Origin of the sequence: Kineococcus sp. R86509, from assembly GCF_042466365.1 — a bacterium.
Lineage (GTDB): Bacteria > Actinomycetota > Actinomycetes > Actinomycetales > Kineococcaceae > Kineococcus.
In genome coordinates this window covers 2,391,435-2,408,317 of record NZ_JAXHCE010000001.1, presented here as the reverse complement: position 1 = coordinate 2,408,317, position 16,883 = coordinate 2,391,435, and the positions used below count along the sequence as shown (strand labels likewise).

The 16,883-nt window shown below is 74.3% G+C and carries 20 protein-coding genes; 14 read left to right on the top strand and 6 right to left on the bottom strand.

Going from position 1 to position 16,883, the window contains the following annotated elements; all coding sequences use genetic code 11:
- Nucleotides 1-73: 73 nt before the first annotated feature.
- The 3 genes from nhaA (at nucleotide 74) to menC (ending at nucleotide 3,307) form a co-directional block, all read left to right on the top strand.
- Nucleotides 74-1,387, top strand: coding sequence for a Na+/H+ antiporter NhaA (nhaA, locus tag SJY07_RS11620; RefSeq protein ID WP_380159242.1), 1,314 nt, complete (start codon nucleotides 74-76; stop codon nucleotides 1,385-1,387).
- Nucleotides 1,388-1,497: 110 nt separating this feature from the next.
- On the top strand, nucleotides 1,498-2,133 hold the full coding sequence (locus SJY07_RS11615; RefSeq protein WP_380159240.1) for a GNAT family N-acetyltransferase: 636 nt from the start codon (nucleotides 1,498-1,500) through the stop codon (nucleotides 2,131-2,133).
- 55 nt (nucleotides 2,134-2,188) lie between these two features.
- Nucleotides 2,189-3,307 (top strand): o-succinylbenzoate synthase, encoded by a 1,119-nt coding sequence (gene menC, locus SJY07_RS11610; protein WP_380159238.1) that lies wholly within the window; start codon nucleotides 2,189-2,191, stop codon nucleotides 3,305-3,307.
- A 19-nt stretch (nucleotides 3,308-3,326) separates the two neighbouring features.
- Here menC and SJY07_RS11605 read toward each other — a convergent pair whose 3' ends face one another.
- Nucleotides 3,327-4,337 (bottom strand): alcohol dehydrogenase catalytic domain-containing protein, encoded by a 1,011-nt coding sequence (locus SJY07_RS11605; RefSeq protein ID WP_380159236.1) that lies wholly within the window; start codon nucleotides 4,335-4,337, stop codon nucleotides 3,327-3,329.
- A 50-nt stretch (nucleotides 4,338-4,387) separates the two neighbouring features.
- A complete protein-coding gene (locus SJY07_RS11600) occupies nucleotides 4,388-4,630 on the bottom strand; it encodes a DUF6458 family protein (RefSeq protein WP_328294102.1) in 243 nt (80 codons plus the stop codon).
- Between the two features lie 81 nt (nucleotides 4,631-4,711).
- Between SJY07_RS11600 and SJY07_RS11595 the strand changes: the two genes are divergently transcribed.
- The 5 genes from SJY07_RS11595 to SJY07_RS11575 are packed head-to-tail and all read left to right on the top strand — an operon-like array spanning nucleotide 4,712 to nucleotide 7,650.
- Nucleotides 4,712-5,077 (top strand): hypothetical protein, encoded by a 366-nt coding sequence (locus tag SJY07_RS11595; protein WP_328294103.1) that lies wholly within the window; start codon nucleotides 4,712-4,714, stop codon nucleotides 5,075-5,077.
- A 54-nt stretch (nucleotides 5,078-5,131) separates the two neighbouring features.
- Nucleotides 5,132-5,638 (top strand): SigE family RNA polymerase sigma factor, encoded by a 507-nt coding sequence (locus SJY07_RS11590; RefSeq protein ID WP_328294104.1) that lies wholly within the window; start codon nucleotides 5,132-5,134, stop codon nucleotides 5,636-5,638.
- Nucleotides 5,623-6,069 (top strand): hypothetical protein, encoded by a 447-nt coding sequence (locus tag SJY07_RS11585; protein ID WP_380159233.1) that lies wholly within the window; start codon nucleotides 5,623-5,625, stop codon nucleotides 6,067-6,069. The genes SJY07_RS11590 and SJY07_RS11585 overlap by 16 nt, the downstream gene beginning before the upstream one ends.
- A 41-nt stretch (nucleotides 6,070-6,110) precedes the next feature.
- Nucleotides 6,111-6,677: a hypothetical protein gene (locus SJY07_RS11580; protein WP_380159231.1), complete on the top strand. Its 567-nt coding sequence runs from the start codon at nucleotides 6,111-6,113 to the stop codon at nucleotides 6,675-6,677.
- A gap of 1 nt (nucleotide 6,678) precedes the next feature.
- Nucleotides 6,679-7,650 carry an amidoligase family protein gene (locus tag SJY07_RS11575; protein ID WP_380159229.1) on the top strand — a complete coding sequence of 324 codons (972 nt, stop codon included), beginning with the start codon at nucleotides 6,679-6,681 and terminating at the stop codon, nucleotides 7,648-7,650.
- On the opposite strand, the gene SJY07_RS11570 is transcribed toward SJY07_RS11575, so the two are convergent.
- Nucleotides 7,617-7,871 (bottom strand): hypothetical protein, encoded by a 255-nt coding sequence (locus SJY07_RS11570; RefSeq protein WP_328294108.1) that lies wholly within the window; start codon nucleotides 7,869-7,871, stop codon nucleotides 7,617-7,619. The genes SJY07_RS11575 and SJY07_RS11570 overlap by 34 nt on opposite strands.
- A 142-nt stretch (nucleotides 7,872-8,013) precedes the next feature.
- Here SJY07_RS11570 and SJY07_RS11565 point away from each other — a divergent pair, with 142 nt between their 5' ends.
- The 6 genes from SJY07_RS11565 (at nucleotide 8,014) to SJY07_RS11540 (ending at nucleotide 14,073) form a co-directional block, all read left to right on the top strand.
- Nucleotides 8,014-8,658: a class I SAM-dependent methyltransferase gene (locus SJY07_RS11565; protein WP_380159226.1), complete on the top strand. Its 645-nt coding sequence runs from the start codon at nucleotides 8,014-8,016 to the stop codon at nucleotides 8,656-8,658.
- A 48-nt stretch (nucleotides 8,659-8,706) separates the two neighbouring features.
- On the top strand, nucleotides 8,707-10,281 hold the full coding sequence (locus SJY07_RS11560; RefSeq protein WP_380159224.1) for a CHAD domain-containing protein: 1,575 nt from the start codon (nucleotides 8,707-8,709) through the stop codon (nucleotides 10,279-10,281).
- Nucleotides 10,282-10,359: 78 nt separating this feature from the next.
- Nucleotides 10,360-10,974: a GNAT family N-acetyltransferase gene (locus tag SJY07_RS11555; RefSeq protein WP_380159222.1), complete on the top strand. Its 615-nt coding sequence runs from the start codon at nucleotides 10,360-10,362 to the stop codon at nucleotides 10,972-10,974.
- Nucleotides 10,971-11,741 carry an ABC transporter ATP-binding protein gene (locus SJY07_RS11550; RefSeq protein ID WP_380159220.1) on the top strand — a complete coding sequence of 257 codons (771 nt, stop codon included), beginning with the start codon at nucleotides 10,971-10,973 and terminating at the stop codon, nucleotides 11,739-11,741. The genes SJY07_RS11555 and SJY07_RS11550 overlap by 4 nt, the downstream gene beginning before the upstream one ends.
- Complete coding sequence (locus tag SJY07_RS11545; protein WP_380159218.1) at nucleotides 11,738-13,330, top strand: hypothetical protein; 1,593 nt, start codon at nucleotides 11,738-11,740, stop codon at nucleotides 13,328-13,330. Before SJY07_RS11550 ends, SJY07_RS11545 begins: the two co-directional genes overlap by 4 nt.
- Nucleotides 13,327-14,073, top strand: coding sequence for an ABC transporter permease (locus SJY07_RS11540; RefSeq protein WP_380159216.1), 747 nt, complete (start codon nucleotides 13,327-13,329; stop codon nucleotides 14,071-14,073). The genes SJY07_RS11545 and SJY07_RS11540 overlap by 4 nt, the downstream gene beginning before the upstream one ends.
- 85 nt (nucleotides 14,074-14,158) lie before the next feature.
- Here the strand turns inward: SJY07_RS11540 and SJY07_RS11535 are convergent, their stop codons facing one another.
- The 3 genes from SJY07_RS11535 to SJY07_RS11525 form a co-directional block, all read right to left on the bottom strand.
- On the bottom strand, nucleotides 14,159-14,362 hold the full coding sequence (locus SJY07_RS11535; RefSeq protein WP_328294115.1) for a cold-shock protein: 204 nt from the start codon (nucleotides 14,360-14,362) through the stop codon (nucleotides 14,159-14,161).
- Between the two features lie 267 nt (nucleotides 14,363-14,629).
- Nucleotides 14,630-15,841, bottom strand: a complete 1,212-nt coding sequence (locus tag SJY07_RS11530; protein ID WP_380159213.1) for a glycoside hydrolase family 15 — start codon at nucleotides 15,839-15,841, stop codon at nucleotides 14,630-14,632.
- 54 nt (nucleotides 15,842-15,895) lie between these two features.
- The gene (locus SJY07_RS11525; protein WP_380159211.1) at nucleotides 15,896-16,864 is read right to left on the bottom strand and encodes an FAD-dependent oxidoreductase; all 969 of its coding nucleotides are present in this window, start codon (nucleotides 16,862-16,864) and stop codon (nucleotides 15,896-15,898) included.
- Nucleotides 16,865-16,883: the final 19 nt, after the last annotated feature.

The following is a 16,883-nucleotide window of genomic DNA, read 5'->3' as shown; positions in this document are numbered from 1 at the left end:
GTGTGCCGGGAAGTCTGGTCGGCGGTCCCGTCAGGGATCTCGCCCCTCATCGATCCCGGAAGCAGGTCGCTCCGTGCCCACCCCGCCCCCCACCGCCCGCCGTCTCCTCTTCCCCCGCGGTTCGTGGGAGGAACGCACTCGCCTCACCGACGTGCTGCGCAAGGAGACCACCGGCGGGGTCCTGCTGCTGGTGCTGACCGTCGTCGCGCTGGTCTGGGCGAACCTCCCCGGCGGCAGCTACGAGGACGTGCGGCAGTTCCACCTCGGGCCCGCGGCCCTGCACCTGAACCTCTCGATCGAGCACTGGGCCGCCGACGGCCTGCTGGCGATCTTCTTCTTCGTCACCGGCCTCGAACTCAAGAAGGAGTTCGTCGCCGGCGACCTGCGCAGCCCCCGCGCGGCGGCCCTGCCGATCGCGGCGGCGCTCGGCGGGATGGCCGTGCCCGCCCTGCTGTTCGTGCTCGTCAACGTGCTGCACCCCGACGCCCCCGAGGGGGCGCTGGTCGGCTGGGCCACCCCGACCGCCACCGACATCGCGTTCGCGCTCGGGATCCTGGCCGTCGTCGGTTCGCACCTGCCGTCGGGGTTGCGGACGTTCCTGCTGACCCTCGCGGTCGTGGACGACCTGCTGGGCATCACCGTCATCGCGATCTTCTACACCGAGCAGGTGAACTGGCTGCCGCTGCTGCTGGCCCTGGTGACGCTCGTGGCCTTCACCGTGGCGGTGCAGCTCCGGATCCGGGCGTGGTGGCTGCTCGTCCCCCTCGCCCTCGCGACCTGGGGCCTGGTCCACGCCTCGGGGATCCACGCCACGGTCGCGGGGGTCCTGCTGGGGCTCGTGGTCCCGGTGCTGCGCAGCGAGAAGAACGGTGGCCCGGACGCCGGGCCGGGTCTCTCCGAGCACTTCGAGCACCGCTGGCGACCGCTCTCGACGGGGTTCGCCGTCCCCGTCTTCGCCCTGTTCTCCGCCGGGGTCGCCATCGGCGGCGCCTCGGGTTTCGCCGCCGCGATGAAGGACTCCGTGGCCCTCGGCGTCGTCGCCGGCCTCGTGCTGGGCAAACCGATCGGCATCGTCGCCACCACCTGGATCGTCTCGAAGGTGACGAAGGCCGAGCTCGACGAGAACCTGCGCTGGATCGACGTCCTGGGCATGGCGATGCTGGCCGGGATGGGGTTCACGGTCTCGCTGCTCATCGGGTCGCTCGCCTTCGGGGAGGGCACCGCAGCCGGTGAGCACGTGACGCTCGGGGTGCTCGTCGGGTCGGCCGCCTCCGCGGTCCTCGCCGCCGTCGTGCTCTCCACCCGCAACCGCGTGTACCGCCGGATCGAGATCGAGGAGGGGGTCGACGCCGACGGGAACGGCATCCCGGACGTCTACGAACGCTGACCGCCGGGAGCGGGTGGACCGGATCACACCCGCCCCGTCTTGACGTCCGCCCGCGGCCGCCGCGATCGTGCAGGGATGCGCCACGGATCCCGGCCGTGCTGAGGAGTGCGGTGCTCGACACCGCGGACCTGCAGGACCAGGCGTGCGCGCTCTACCGCGACGTGCTGGGCCACGGTAAACCCGGGATGGAACTCAACCCGCGGCTGCTCTCGGCGTTGGTGCGCAACGGGGGTTCCGCCGTGGGCCTGGTCGAGGGGGAGCGCCTGGTCGCGTTCGCCTACGGCGTGCACGCCCACGACGCGGACGGCGACTACCACTACTCCCAGAGCGCCGCCGTCGCCCCCGACCACCAGGGTCTGGGGCTCGGCCGGCGGCTCAAGCAGGCCCAGGCCGACGTCGTCCGGACGGGCGGGGTGACGACGATGCGCTGGGCCTACGACCCGGTGCTGGGCCGCAACGCCCACTTCAACCTCGACGTCCTCGGCGCGCGGGCGCGCTGGTTCGTCGACGACTTCTACTTCCGCCCCGGCACGGACCGGGTGGTCGTCGAGTGGGACCTGCGCGGCCCGCCCCGTCCTGCGCCCGTCGTCGAGGAACTCCACCTCCCCTCCGGTCCCGTGACGGCCGCGGTCCGGACCGACCTGCGGCGGGGTTTCCGCGCGCTGCTGGACGCCGGGTACGTGGCCGTCAGCTGCGGCCGGGCCGAGCACGGCGGATCGGTCTACGGTTTCGGGCGTCCCCGATGAGAACCACCTGCCTGAGAAGAACCACCTGCCTGACGAGAACCACCGAGGAGCGAGCGTGAAGATCGTCCGTGCCGACCTGCACCAGGTGCGCCTGCCGCTGGTCCACGAGTTCCAGACCAGCTCGCACCGCAAGGGCTTCCTCGAACACCTGCTGGTGGAACTGACCGACGAGGACGGCCGCACCGGGTGGGGTGAGATCGCCTGCCCCAGCGACCCGTTCTTCGCCCCCGACACCGTCGCGACGAGCTGGCTGGTGGCGACGACCTACCTGCTGCCCGCCGTCGTCGGACGTTCCGTCTCCTCCGCCCCGGAGGTCTCGGGCGCCTACGCCAAGGTGCGCGGACACCAGTTCGCGAAGGCCGGGGTGGACGTCGCGGCGTGGTCGTTGTGGTCGGCCCGCCAGGGGGTTCCGCTGTCCGCGGCGCTCGGGGGCACGCGGTCCTCGGTCGTCGCAGGGGTTTCGCTCGGCATCGAGAAGACCATCGACGACCTGCTCGAGCAGGTGCACCACTACCACGTCGGGTCCGGGTACCCGCGGGTCAAGCTGAAGATCCAGCCCGGGTGGGACGTCGAACCGGTCCGCGCCGTGCGCGCCGCGTTCGGCGACGACCTGCTGCTGCACGTCGACGCCAACGGCGCCTACTCCGACTCCCCGGAACACCTGACGGCGTTGCGGGCCCTCGACGGGTTCGGGCTGACGATGATCGAGCAGCCGTTCGCGCCGCGGGCGTTCACGACGTCGGCGGAGTTCCAGCGTTCGGTCCGGACGCCCGTCTGCCTGGACGAGTCGATCGACACCGTCGACGACCTGCGGACCGCGCAGGCCCTGGGGTCGGGCCGGGTGCTGAACGTCAAGGTGTCGCGGATGGGCGGTCTGAGCACCGCGCTGGCGGCGCACGACCTCGCCGTCGAGTTCGGCTGGCCGGCCTGGGTCGGGGGGATGCACGAGTTCGGGGTGGGGCGCGCCGCGAACGTCGCGCTCTCCAGCCTCTCGGGTTTCACGATGCCCTCCGACGTGTCGGCGTCGGAGAAGTACTACGCCCGCGACGTGACGACGCCCATCACCGCCGTCGGCGGGATCGTGGCGGTCTCCGCCCTCCCGGGGCTGGGCGTCGAGGTGGACCGGGAGTTCCTGGTGCAGAACCGGGTCCGGGCCGAGGGTTTCACCGCGTGAGTCGCCGCCCGGGTCGGGATCAACCGGTGGTGAGGACCATCCGGAAGCGGGCCTGACCGGAGTGCATCCGGTCGAAGGCCTCGGCTGCCCCGGCGAGCGGACGCTCCTCGACCAGGCCGCGGATCCCCTGGTCGACGGCGAAGCGGAGGTTGTCCTCGTTCTCGATGGCGCGGCCGGTGAGGGAACCCTCGAGGACGGCGTCACCGAAGATCAGACTCAGCGCGGGGACCGCGACGGGCTGGCTGCCGGCGCCGACGACCATCAGGTGGCCGCCGTGGGCCAGGCCTCCCAGCAGGGCCGAGGTCGAGTCGCCGGCCGCGGCGGTAGCGACGATGACCCGGGCCCCACCCAGCCGCTGGAGTTCGGCCGCCACGTCGTCGGCCACCGCGTCGAGGTAGTACCGCGCCCCGAACGACCGCGCCTGCTCCTCCTTGGCCCTGCCCCTGGCGATCGCGACGACCCGCAACCCCATGCGCGCGGCGTACTGGAGGCCCAGGTGCCCGAGCCCGCCGATCCCCTGGACCGCCACGAGGTCCCCGGCCCGCACCCCGGCCTTGAGCAGGGCGTTGTAGACGGTGAACCCGGCGCACAGCAGGGGCGCGGCCTCGGCGGAGGTCAGCTCGTCGGGAACCGCCACCAGGCCGCTGGCCCGCGCGTAGGCCACCTCGGCGTAGCCGCCGTCGACGCTCGAGCCGGTGAGGGGCTGGTCGGCGCAGGCGACGAAGTTCCCGCGGCGGCAGGCGTCGCACACCCCGCAGTGCCCACCGAGGTACCCCACGCCGACCCGCTGGCCCAGGGACCAGCCGGAGACGCCGTCACCCAGGGCGTCGACGACGCCGACCACCTCGTGACCCGGAACGCGGGAGGGTTCGTGCGGTGCGTGCGGCTGCACGGTGAACACGTCGGTGTGGCAGATGCCGCACGCCTGGACCCTCAGGCGGACCTGCCCGGGGGCCGGGTCGACCAGCGGTCGGGTCGAGGGGGCCAGCGTTCCGTCCGGCGTGACTTCCAGGACGGCGTAGGTGCTCACGGGCGCTCCACCACGGTCGCTCGTCCCGCTCGCGCCGAACGGCTGCCCGCTCAGAGGTCGCGGGTCTCGGTGCGGCGCGTCGTGGCGTTGCGGGTGGGGTCGGTGCTCGTCACGCTCGTCGTCCGCTGGGTCCGGGGCCGGAACAGCGCGAACTCGAGGACGATCCCGAGGACACCGACCACCATGAGGATCACCCCGACCGTCTTGAGGTCGACTCCGCTGAAGGAGACGGTCACGGCGAAGGCGAGGATCGCTCCGACCGCGAGGAGGAAGATGCTGGTTCCCAGGCGCATCCGTCGAGCGTCCCGCGTCCGCCGTCGAAGCGCACCCCGGGAGCCCTGGTCGCGCCCGGCGCGTCGGCGTAGCGTCACGCCATGGGCAGCACGGACCCGGTCGACACCAACCCTGGTTCCTACGCCGTCGTCTTCGAGAACGACCGCGTCCGCGTCCTGGAGTACCGCGACGTCCCGGGTCACCGCTCCGTGCCCCACGAGCACCCCGACAGCGTCATGGTCACCCTCAGCTCGTTCCGGCGCCGCCTGATCGCCGGGGACCGCCAGGTCGACGTCGAGCTCCCGAGCGGGGCCGTCCGGTGGCTGGGCGCCCAGGGCCACTCCGGGGAGAACACCGGGGACACCGAGACGCACTGCCTCTTCGTGGAGCTCAAGGAACCCGCCCCCGTCCCGCGCGAGGGTGCGCCCCCGCTCGGACCCAGCGGTGACGCCGCCGCGCGCGTCTGACCGAGGGGGCCCGCCGGAGGCAACCTCGCGGGGCGCTGCGTCGTCTGGAGAGGTGTGGGGGGTTCGTTCGAGGAGTTCGTGAGCACCGGCAGCGACCGGCTGCTCGGCTTCGCGCTGCTCCTGACCGGCGACCGCGGCCACGCGGAGGACCTCCTGCAGGACGTGCTCGAGCGGATGTACGTGCGCTGGCGCCGCATCGACGACCCGCACGCCTACGCCCGCACGGCGCTGGCCCGCAAGGTCACCGACCGGTGGCGGGCGCGGGCCCGTCGACCGCGCGAGGTCGTCTTCGAGGACCACCACGACGACCCCGTGGCCGACGGTGCCGCAGAACGGGCCGAACGGTCCCGGGTCGTCGAGGCGCTGCGGAACCTGCCGCCGCGGCAGCGCGCCGTCATCGTCCTGCGCTACTTCGAGGACTGGTCGGAGGAGCAGATCGCCGACCAGCTCGACGTCTCGCGCGGGACGGTCAAGAGCCAGGCCTCCAAGGGACTGGCCGCACTGCGTCAACGCATGCAGGAGAGGAACGAGGAGGTGGGCGCACGGTGGACGAAGGGCTGAGCGGCTGGGAGGACCGGCTGCGGCGCGAGCTCGACGCGTCGGTCCGCGACGTCCGGGCGGGTGACGACCTCGTCGTGCGGACGCGAGAAGGGGGTCGGCGACGGGTGCGGCGCCGGCGCGCGCTGGTGACGTTGCCCGCGGCGGTCGTCGTGGCGGGGGGTGCGGTGTGGGCGGGCCGCCAGGCCGCGCCGCAGCCGGTGACCCCGGCGAGCAGCCCGATCACGGCCGCCCCGACGCCGCTCGTGGTGGCGACGGCGCCACCCGTCCTGACGATGGGTGAGGACGCTGCCCGTGACGTGTTCTTCGGCGCCGGCTACACCTACGACGACGCGGTGGAACTCGGGGGGTTGTGGAACACCGACGACTGGCAGGCCAAGGCCCTCGGTGGGCAGGCCCTGCAGAACGGTCAGGCCCTTCCGATCTCCCGCTGATCCGAGGCAACGCGACGAGTGCGTGAGGCGTCTTCCAGGGCATGAGCGACAACGACACCCGGATCACCCGGACCCCGGCGAACCGGCGCGCAGCGCGGATCGTCACGGCGACCATCGTCGCGGGCGGCATCGCCCTCGCCGGCGGGACCGCCTACGCCAACGCGGACCCCGAGCAGGCCCCGGCCGCCCCCGCAGCGGCTCCCGCGGTCCCCGTCACCCACGTCGACCCCGTCCCCGCGCCGAGCACCGACCCCGACCAGGCCTCGCGCGAGGTGTTCTTCGCGGCGGGCTACACCTACGACGACGCCGTCGTCCTCGGTGCGCAGTGGTCGCAGGACCCGTGGGAGGCGAAGGTCACCGGCGGCGAGAAGCTCACCGCCGGTGAGACCCTGCCGATCGCCCCCGGCAGTTCCCCGACGGCTCCGAGCGACCCCGGGACCGGGGTCGGTGACGACGAGTCCGCGGCCGTCGACGCGTTCTTCGCGGCCGGGTACACCTACGACGACGCCGTCGCCCTCGGTACCGTCTGGAACGTGGACCCCTGGGAGGCGAAGGTCACCGGCGGCGGGAAGCTGCTCGCGGGCGAGACCCTGCCGGTCGCACCCTGACGTGAGCACGAGCCTGCCGCGCGCCGGTTTCGAGGTCGAGCTGCTCGCCCCCGTCGGGGTGAGCCGGCTCGACCTCGCGCAGGAGATGGCTTCCCGCGCAGGCGGATCGGTGCGTCGCCGGTTCCACGTCGACACCGAGGCGTCGTCGGCGCCGGGGGTGTCGACGTTCTGGCACCTGACCCCCGCCTTCGACGTCCTCGACGCCGGGGGCGGGGCGGTGTGCTCCCTCGTCGACGACACGACGATCGTCGCCGACCTCGACGCCCGGGCACCCTCGAAACCCGGGTGGTACCGGATCCTCAGCGACGACCCGCGGCTGCTGCGCCTCGTGGAACGTCACGCCGACCCGGCGGAGGGGATCGGATCGGTGCTGGACCCCGTCGCGGAACTGTTCGGCGTCCGGGTCCGGGACGCCGGGGTCGTGCGCAGGCTCGACGACTCCGCGGGGGCGACGATCGCGCTGGCGGCGCCGCTGCCGGGGGAGCGGGAACGTCCCTGCGAGGTCGTGACCCCGCCGTGGGTGGACGACCACGCCCGGCGACTCGAGGAACTGCTGGAACCCGCCCGCGACCTGGGGTTCACCGTTCCGGCCGAGGCGGCCGTCCACGTGAACCTCGACGCCGGACCGTTCCGGGACGTCGGGCGGTTCCGGCACGTCGTGTCGACGTTCGGGGAACGTCGCGAGGAACTCCGGGGACTGTTCGCGACGAACCCGCGCTGCACCCGGCTCGCGCCGCTGCCCGCGGAACTCGTGGAACTCGTCCGACGGGACTGGCCGGACTGGGGTTCGCTGCGCACCGCCGCGGCCGCCACGGGCGTGAGCAAGTTCAGCGACGTGAACCTGACGCGGGTGCTGGGCGTGCGTCCGGGCCCCGACGTCCTCGAGGTGCGGATCCTGCCCGGGGCCATCGACGGGGCGTCGATCGGTGGGCGGTTCGTTCAGCTGGTGGAGTTGTTGCGCTCGACGAGGTAGGTGTGGCCGCCGCGGGTCACGCGCTCCCAGCCGTCGAAGCCGGCGCTGGCCTCCTCCGGGGTGCGCGGCCCGCGCTGCGGCCCCTCCTCCTGCGACACCTGGGCCGGGCCGGTGAAGTTGAAGACCGCGTCGAGGAAGAGGTCGAAGAGGCGGTTCCGGGACCGGGGGCGCTGCAGGGAACGTGGGGTCCGCGTCGGGTCCGGCGACGATACTTCGTGCATGAATCGTTAGTGTACGCGTGATCGGCGACCCCGTCGAGGTGACGCTCACCATGCCCATGCCCACGATGCGGTCACCGGACGCCTCCTTGCCGGAACGGCAAGGAGGCTCGACCGCGGCAGCCCGACCGCGGACGATCGGTCCATGCCCCACTTCGACCTCACCGCCCGCGACGCCCGTGAACTCTGGGAGGGCATGTACTCCTCCGGCCACGGGCACGTCTGGAGCGGAGAACCCAACGCCGCGCTCGTCGACGCCGTCGCCGACCTCACCCCGGGCACGGCCCTGGACCTCGGCTGCGGGGAGGGCGGTGACGTCCTGCACCTGGCCCGCCTCGGCTGGCGGGTCACCGGCGTCGACGTCTCCGACACCGCGATCGAGCGGGCCCGCGCGCACGCCGCGCAGGCAGGGGTCGAGGCGCACTTCGAACGCCACGACCTCGGCCAGACCTTCCCCGCGGGGGAGTTCGACCTGGTGACGGCGTCCTTCCTGCACTCCTTCGCCTTCCTCGACCGGGTCGACGTCCTACGCCGCGCGGCGCAGGCGGTGGCGCCGGGGGGTTCGCTGCTCGTCCTCGGTCACCACACCGTCCCGCCGGCCCAGCTCGAACGCTGGCGCGACGACGGCGTCGTCATCGACCTGCCCTCGCCCGCGGAACTGCGCGAACGGCTCGCGCCGGCGGGGGAGTGGCGCGTCGGGCGAGAGGAGATGACCGAACGGACGATCGCGTTCGAGGACGGCAGCACCTTCGTCGGAGCCGACGGTGTCCTGCGCCTGGACCGCAGCTGACCTGCGGGAATGCGGGTCCGTTCACCCTGGCGTGGTAATTCTTGGCCCATGCCGTCCCCGCGCCTGGCCCTCACCCGCACCTACCTCGCGCCGAACTCCGAGCAGGCTCCCGGCGCCGGTGAGCTGCCCGGCGTCGCCGACGTCGGCCCCGTCGTCGACGTCGTCAGCGAGGAGACGCACTACGACACGGCCGACCTCGCGCTGGCCGCGGCCGGCGTCTCGGTGCGGCGCCAGACGGCCGAGCGCACCAGCCCCGCGCCCCGCGGCTGGGTCCTCGAGGTGCCCGGCCGGGGCCCCCGCACCCACGAGGTCCGCCACGCCCTGGGTCGGGCCGTCCGCACCGCACCCGCTGCGCTGCAACGTCTCACCTGGGCCGCGGCCCGTGGACGTGCCCTCGGTCCCGTCCTGGCGCTGACCACCAGCGCGAACCAGCGCGACCTGCTCGACGCCGACGGCCTCGTCGTCGCCCGCCTGACCACGCGCGCCGTCTCCGCCCGGGCGCTCGCGCCCGAGGACGCCGCCGCGCAGACCTGGTCGGAGTGGCAGGTCGAGGTCGTCGACGGCCGCCGCGACCTGCTCGACGCCATCACCGACGCCTGGGAGGCCCTCGGCGCCGAGGAGTCCGACCGCACCGCGCAGCTGCGCACCGTCCTCGACGGCCCGGACGACGACGAGGGCGACGACGCCGTCTCGGTCGACGACAGCGCCGGCGCGGCCGTCCTCGCCCGCCTCGCGCAGGACGTCGGCTGGCTGCTGACCCAGGACCCCCTGGCCCGCATCGACGCCCCCGACGCCGTCCGCTCGCTGCGGGTGGCCGCCCGCCGCCTGCACAACGTGCTCGGCACCTTCGCCCCGCTCTTCACCGAGGACGCCACCGACGCGCTGCGCGCCGACCTCGCCTGGATCACCGAGGTCACCCGCCCCTCCCGCGACCTCGAGGTCCTCGCCGAGCAGCTGCTCGAGGACCTCGACGAGGAGGCCGCCGGGCACGTCGCCGGGACCGGCACCGGCGACCCCGCCGTCGTCGCCGACCGCGTCCGCGCCATCCTCACCGAACGGGCCGACGCCGCCCACGCCGCGGTGCTCGAGGCGCTGGACTCCCAGCGCTACCGCGACCTCGTCGCCGCCCTCGAGGCGTTCGTCGCCGACCCGCCGACGGTCAAGCCCGCCCGCCGCGATGCCCGCAAGGTCCTGCTGCCGCTGGTCTCCGAGGCCCACCGCGCGGTGCGCGACGCGTACCGCGACGTCGACCTCGACGACCACAGCGAGATCGACCACGACGTCGACCACGCCACCGCCGACGACGCCGCGGCGCTCACCCGCCTGCGGGTCGCCGCCGCCGCCGCGCGCGACGCGGCCGCCGTCGTCGCGCCCCACGTCGGGGAACCGGCCGAGGAGTACGTCGACGTCGTCAAGGAACTCCTCGACGTCCTCGACGAGCACGCCGAGACCGTCGTCGCCCGCGAGTTCCTCGCCGGTCTCGTCGACGACTTCGGCTCCGGCGCGTTCGTCCTCGGACGCCTCCACGCCCTCGACGAGGTCCGCTCGGCCGTCGCGTTCCACGACGTCGAGAGCGCGTGGGACGCCGCCAACCGCAAGAAGCTCCGCCGCTTCATGAAGTGACGCGTTCACCCCGGTCCCCCTCCACGACGGGGGTCCGGGGAGGGGGCCGGCGGCCGGGCGGGTGGCTAGGGTCGGGGGGTGAGCGAGTCCCCCACGACCCCGTCCGCCGAGTTCTCCACCCCCGTGACGCTGACCGGGTCACGCGTGGTGCTGGAACCGCTGAGCCACGAGCACGCGGACGGGCTGCGCGCCGTCGTCACCGAGGGCGACCTGCACCGGACCTGGTACACCCGCATCCCCGCGCCCGACGCCGTCGAGGCCGAGATCGACCGGCGGCTCGGGTCGCAGGCCCGGGGCGAGATGGCGCCGTGGGCCGTCCGCCGTCTCGACACCGGCGAGGTGTGCGGGGCCACGACGTTCATGGCCGTGCGGCCCGCGGCGCGCAAGCTCGAGATCGGGTCCACGTTCTACGCGAAGAGCGCGCAACGCACCGGCATCAACACCGAGACCAAGTTGCTGCTGCTCACCCGGGCCTTCGAGGAACTCCGCTGCATCGCCGTCGAGTTCCGCACGCACTGGCACAACCACCAGTCCCGCGCCGCGATCGCCCGCCTCGGCGCGAAGCAGGACGGTGTGCTGCGCAACAACGACATCTGGCCCGACGGTTCCTACCGCGACACCGTGGTGTTCTCGATCCTCGACCAGGAGTGGCCCGCCGCCCGCACCGACCTGCGGTACCGGTTGCAGCGATGACCGCGCCGGAGCACGGGGCGCCGGCGCTCTCCCTGCGCGGGCTCACGAAGCGGTTCGGCGCCAAGGTGGCCGTCGCCGGGATCGACCTCGACGTTCCCGCGGGTTCCTTCTACGGGGTCGTCGGCCCCAACGGTGCCGGCAAGACGACGACGCTCTCGATGGCGACCGGGTTGCTGCGACCCGACGCCGGGCGGGCGTTCGTCCTCGGCCAGGACCTCTGGGCCGACCCGATCGGCGGCAAACGCCTCCTCGGTGTGCTGCCCGACGGCGTCCGGTTGTTCGACCGCCTCACCGGCCTGGAACTCGTCCGCTACGCCGGGTTGCTGCGGGCCATGCCCCGCGAGGTCGTCGAGTCGCGGGCCCGTGAACTCCTCGACGCGCTGGGGTTGTCCGAGGCGGGGAACACCCTCGTCGTCGACTACTCCGCCGGGATGACGAAGAAGGTCGCCCTGGCCTGCGCGCTCGTCCACGCCCCCCGCCTGCTCGTCCTCGACGAACCCTTCGAGGCGGTCGACCCGGTGAGCGGGTCGACGATCCGCTCGATCCTCTCCGCCTACGTCGGGGGCGGCGGGACGGTCGTGCTCTCCAGCCACGTCATGGACCTCGTCGAACGACTGTGCGACCACGTCGCCGTCATCGCCGCCGGCCAGGTCCTCGCCGCCGGCGAGCTCGCCGCCGTCCGCGGCGGAGGGACCCTCGAGGAACGTTTCGTCGACCTCGTCGGCGGCGGGCGCGACGTGTCCGGGACCCTGGACTGGCTGCGGTGACCGCGCCACCGCTGCGGACCCTCGTCGGTCTCAAGCTCCTGCTGCTGCGCAACGGGTTCCGCCGCAGCAGCTGGCAACTCGTGGCGTTCGTCCTCGGGGCGGTCTGGGCGCTCGTGCTCGTCCTGTCGCTGGGCGGGGGGCTGGTCGCGCTGCGGTTCAGCCCGATGGACCTCGCGGGGCCCGTCGTCGTCGGCGGCGGAACCCTGGCCGTCCTCGGGTGGGCGTTCCTGCCGCTGGTCGCCTTCGGCGTGGACGAGACCCTCGACCCCGGCCGGTTCGCGACCTTCGGGGTCCCGCGCCGGGCCCTCGTCCCCGGGTTGCTCCTCGGCGGCCTCGTCGGGATCCCCGGGGTGGCGACGGCCCTGCTCGCGGTGGCCGTCGTCGTGTCCTTCTCCCGGTCCGTCCCCGCGGTCCCGTTCTGCCTGGTCGCCCTCGCCGTGGGCGTCCTCACCGCCGTCGCGGCCTCGCGCACCACGACGACCGTCGCCGCCGCCGTCCTGCGCGGGCGCCGCACCCGCGACACGCTCGCGGTGCTCGGCGGGGTCCTCGCCGTCGGCATCGGACCGGGGTTCAACGTCGCCCTGCAACGCGCCGGCGACGTCGTGCAGCTGGGACGCGACATCGCCGGGGTCGCCGGCTGGACCCCACCCGGCTTCGCCTTCGCCGCCGCGGCGGACGCCGCCGACGGCCGCTGGGGCACGGCGCTGCTGCGGTTCCTGCTCGCGCTCCTCGTCCTCGCCGGGCTGCTCTGGGCCTGGACCGCCGCCCTCGGACCTGCCGGCACCGGGCCGACCGGTCGGGGCGACACCGGGGGCGCACGCGTCGACACCCGCACCCACCCCGTCCTGGACCGGCTGCCCGCCAGTCCCGCCGTCGCCGTCGCCGTGCGCTGCAGCCGCTACTGGCGCCGCGACCCCCGCTACCTGCTCAGCGCCGCGTCGCTGCTGGTGATCCCGCTCCTCGTCGTCGTGCTGCCCGCCTCCCAGGGCCGCGGCTTCGGCGCCTGGTTGCTCGTCGCCGGCCCCGCGCTCGCCTTCGTGATGGGCTGGTCGCTGCACAACGACGTCGCCTACGACCACTCCGCCTTCGCCCTGCACGTCGCCGCCGGGGTCCGCGGCCGCGACGACCGGGCCGGTCGCGTCCTCGCCGCGGCGCTGTGGCAGGTCCCGGTGGCCCTCGTCGTCGCCGTGGCCGGTGCGGTGCTCAGCGACCACGCCGACCTCGTGCCCGCCGTCCTCGGCGCGACCCTCGGGCTGCTCGGGGCCGGTCTCGGCGTCTCCAGCGTCGCGAGCGCCCTCGCCCCCTACCCCGCGCCGCCGCCCGGGGCGAACCCCTTCCAGCAGCCCCGCGGCGCCGGGGCCGCCGCCGTGCTCGCCCAGCTCGCGACGTCCGGTCTCACCACCGCCCTCGCGCTGCCCGCGCTGGTCCCGGCCGTCCTCGCCCTCGTCGGCCCGGCCTGGGCCGGCTGGATCGCGCTGCCCGTCGGGATCGTCCTCTGCGGGCTGTGGACGTGGCTGGGCATCACCCAGGGCGGTGCCGTGCTGGACCGCCGGGCCCCGGAGGTCCTGGCCCGCGTCAGCGGCTCGTGATCGCCTGGGGGGAGGTCCTCCCCGTCGGGCTCGCCCTCGTCCTGCTCGCGGGCACCGCCGTCGGGGTCGGGCACCTCGGCGGCCTCCGGCAGGGGCGTGACGTCGTCGTGGTCGTGGCCCGCGCCGTCGTGCAGATCGTCCTCGTCGGACTCGTCCTCGGACTGGTCCTGCGGACCCCGTTCCTCGCCCCGCTCTACCTGGCGCTCGCCCTCGGCGTCGCGTCCTGGACGTCTGCGCGGCGGCTGGCCTTCGCCCGGGTCTGGCCCGTGACGGCGCTCGCGATCGGGTCGGGGGCGGTGGTCTCGGCGGTGGTCGTCGTGGGCACCGGGGCCCTGCAGTGGCACGTGCTGCAGGTCCTGCCCTTCACGGCGCAGCTCATCGGCGGGGCCATGAGCGCGACGACGCTGGCGGGACGCCGGATGCTCGACGACGTCGACGCGGACTGGGCGAGCGTCGAGGGGTGGCTGGCGATCGGGGCCACCCCGGCACAGGCCGTCGCGCCGCTGGGCCGGACGGCCGCGGCGCGGGCGCTGGCCCCCGCGCTGGACCAGACCCGGACGGTCGGTCTGGTGACGCTGCCCGGGGCGTTCGTCGGGCTGCTGCTGGGCGGGGCCGGCCCGCTCGAGGCGGCCCGCGTGCAGTTGCTGGTGCTGGTGGGGCTGATCGCCGCGGAGACGATCGCCGTGGTGGTCGTCACGACCGGTCTGGGGCGCCGGCTGGAGTTCAGGCCGGAACGTTCGTGAGGCGCTCCACGAACCACCCCGGGAACGGCGCAGGGCCCTCCCACGGCGTGCGTGGAAGGGCCCTGAACCGGTGGTCGAGAGGGTCTCAGAGAACCCGCACGTCCTCGGCCTGCGGACCCTTCTGGCCCTGCGTCACCTCGAACTCCACGCGGGCGTTCTCCTCCAGCGAGCGGTAGCCGTTGCCACCGATGGCGGAGTAGTGCACGAAGACGTCGGGGCCGCCGCCGTCCTGTTCGATGAAGCCGAAGCCCTTCTCAGCGTTGAACCACTTGACGGTGCCCTGGGCCATTTGTTCTCCAACACGTTCCGGTCGATCAAGCCCCGCGACGACCGCGGGACTCGGGCTGAGGGGGAACGTCACACCGGACCTGTGGTCCGGGCGACGCCCGCAGGCACTCCGCGGGCGTACGAAACGATCGAGGAGCTGCGGTGACCTGCAGCCGTGGGGAAGCTAACACGCAAGGTGCGAGTCTGCGCAAGACCTCCACGCCACCCGATCGCGGCCGGTCGCGACCCGCGACCCCGCGCCTGCGCGGTCCTGGCCCCCTGCCGTGGGTCAGAGCGCGTCGACGGCCAGCACGACGGACGCCGCCGACCAGCCGAGCGGGGCGGGGCCGGCCGGTGAACCGTCGGCGAGGACCTTCTCGGGGATCGCGCCCCAGCCGGTCCGGTGCGAGTTCAACCAGTCGAGCCAGGCGCGGGCCTGGGCCGGCCGGCCACTGCTCGCCGCGGCGTAGGCGACGAGGGCGGTCTCGGGCGTCCAGGAGATCCCGTCCTGCTTCCACCCCGACCCCGGGGCCAACCCGCCGGCCGGACGCAGCGCCGCCACCTGGTAGGCGTCGAACGCCGCCAGCACAGGACGTTCGGCCCGCGCCGTGAACGGCGGCAGCAGGAACGTCACCGCCGCGTCGACCCCGCCGGAGGGTTCGTCGGGTTCGGCGTAGCGGGCGAAGCCGGCCGGGGCGAAGTGCGCGCGGACGGCGGCGTCCAGCCGGTTCGCGCACCGGTCGACCGACAGGGCGCGGGTTCGTTCCCCGAGTCGGGAGTACACCGCCGCCGCGGCGTGCAGACCCGCCGCCAGCGGGGCGGCCGTTCCGAGGGTGAGCAGGCTCTCGCGACGTTCCCAGTAGTCGGAGGAGGGGTCCGGCAACCGTTCCCCGTCGTCGGTCCGACCCAGGACGAACTCCGTCGCCGCGTCGAGGACGGGCCGCAACGCCTGCGCCCGCTCCCGCGCCGAACCGGGCGACGGGTCGGCGTCGAGGACCTCGCGCAGGGCCCACAGCGTCCATCCCGCGCCGTCGTCCTGGCGTCGCCGACCGTCGGGGGTTCCCTCCCCGTCCAGCAGGTAGCGGGCCTCGAACCCGCCGTCGTCCAGTTGCACGTCGGCGAGGAAGTGCAGGACGCGGGTCGCGTCGTCGGTGTGGCCCGTGCGGGCGAAGGCCACGGCCGCGAACGCCGAGTCCCGCGGCCACGCGTAGTTCCAGCTCCGGGCCGGCCCGGCCGCGACGGCCCCGCTGCCGGCGGTGAGGGCGCGCAGGTCCAGCAGACCCTGTCGCACCATCTCGGCGTAGGGTCCGTCGGCGCCCGGCACGACCCCCTCGGCCAGCCAGGCCGCGTCGGCCTCCGGGTCCGGGGTGTGCCAGGACGCCTCGGTCAGCAACCGGGGCGGGGGAGCGGCCTCGGTCCGTTCCGGCACGACCATCGACCCCACGCCGGCGGTGAGGACGAGCGTCGTCCCGCCCGCGGCCAGCAACCACCGTCGACGCACACCCACCCCCTCCGCCCGGACCCGGTCCTCCGACCGTAACGCGTCGACGCCGGGTCAGGAGGTGGTTCGGAAGCGGGCGACCGCGGCGGCGGTCTCCTCGGCGATCAGCCCCGCGTTCACGGCGGCCCCCGCCACCAGTCCGGCCCCCGCGGCCGTGACGACCTGGGCCATCGGATCGGTGACGTTGCCCGCCAGGTGCAGACCGGGGATCGACGTCGCGCCCCCCGGGCCGGAGGGGTAGTGCTCCCCGATCTCGACGTCGCCCACCACGACGGGTTCCCGGGCCAGGCCGAGGGCGTCGAGGACGGGGGAGTCGACCCGGACCGGGGCGGCGACCACGAGAACCCGGCGCGGCACGACCGTCCCGTCCGCGAGGCGGACCCCGGAGATCGCGTCGTCGGTGCTGACGACCTCGACGACCTCGCCCTCGACGATCCGCACCCCGCGGGCCAGGAGTTCCTCACGACGCTCCGCGGGGAGCTCGGGAGCGGTGTGCTGGAAGAACACGACGTCGTCGCTCCACTGCCGGAACAACCACGCCCCGTGGCTGGAGAGGGCGTTGGTGGCGATGACCCCGAGGGCCTGGTCGGCGACCTCGAACCCGTGGCAGTAGGGGCAGTGCACCACGTCGCGACCCCACCGCTCCCGCAACCCCGGCACGGGTGGGAGCTCGTCGGACAGACCCGACGCGACGACGAGTCGGGCGGCGTCGACGCCGCCCGCGGTGGTCTCCACCCGGAAGCGCCCGTCCTGCCGGCTCGCCCCGGTGGCGCGGGCCGCGAGGAACTCCCCGCCGTAGCGCCGGACCTCCTCCCGGCCCAGGCGTTGCAGTTCCAGGGGGCCGATCCCGTCCCGGGTCAGGAAGTTGTGCACGCCGTGGGCCGGGGCGTTGCGGGGTTCGCCGGCGTCGACGAGGAGGACGCGGCGGCGGGCGCGGCCGAGGGCGGTGGCGGCGCTCAGACCGGCGGCCCCACCGCCGACCACGACGACGTCGTAGGAGTTCCGGGTCACGCTCTGGGTCATGGGGCCAGCGTCGGCTCGG

Bases quoted from the DNA above. Each gene is read 5' to 3' on its own strand.
- SJY07_RS11570 (WP_328294108.1), bottom strand. From the start codon at position 7,871: ATGCACGAAGTATCGTCGCCGGACCCGACGCGGACCCCACGTTCCCTG.
- SJY07_RS11580 (WP_380159231.1), top strand. From the start codon at position 6,111: ATGAGCGACAACGACACCCGGATCACCCGGACCCCGGCGAACCGGCGC.
- SJY07_RS11560 (WP_380159224.1), top strand. From the start codon at position 8,707: ATGCCGTCCCCGCGCCTGGCCCTCACCCGCACCTACCTCGCGCCGAAC.
- SJY07_RS11595 (WP_328294103.1), top strand. From the start codon at position 4,712: ATGGGCAGCACGGACCCGGTCGACACCAACCCTGGTTCCTACGCCGTC.
- SJY07_RS11525 (WP_380159211.1), bottom strand. From the start codon at position 16,864: ATGACCCAGAGCGTGACCCGGAACTCCTACGACGTCGTCGTGGTCGGC.
- SJY07_RS11550 (WP_380159220.1), top strand. From the start codon at position 10,971: ATGACCGCGCCGGAGCACGGGGCGCCGGCGCTCTCCCTGCGCGGGCTC.
- SJY07_RS11565 (WP_380159226.1), top strand. From the start codon at position 8,014: ATGCCCCACTTCGACCTCACCGCCCGCGACGCCCGTGAACTCTGGGAG.
- SJY07_RS11600 (WP_328294102.1), bottom strand. From the start codon at position 4,630: ATGCGCCTGGGAACCAGCATCTTCCTCCTCGCGGTCGGAGCGATCCTC.
- SJY07_RS11535 (WP_328294115.1), bottom strand. From the start codon at position 14,362: ATGGCCCAGGGCACCGTCAAGTGGTTCAACGCTGAGAAGGGCTTCGGC.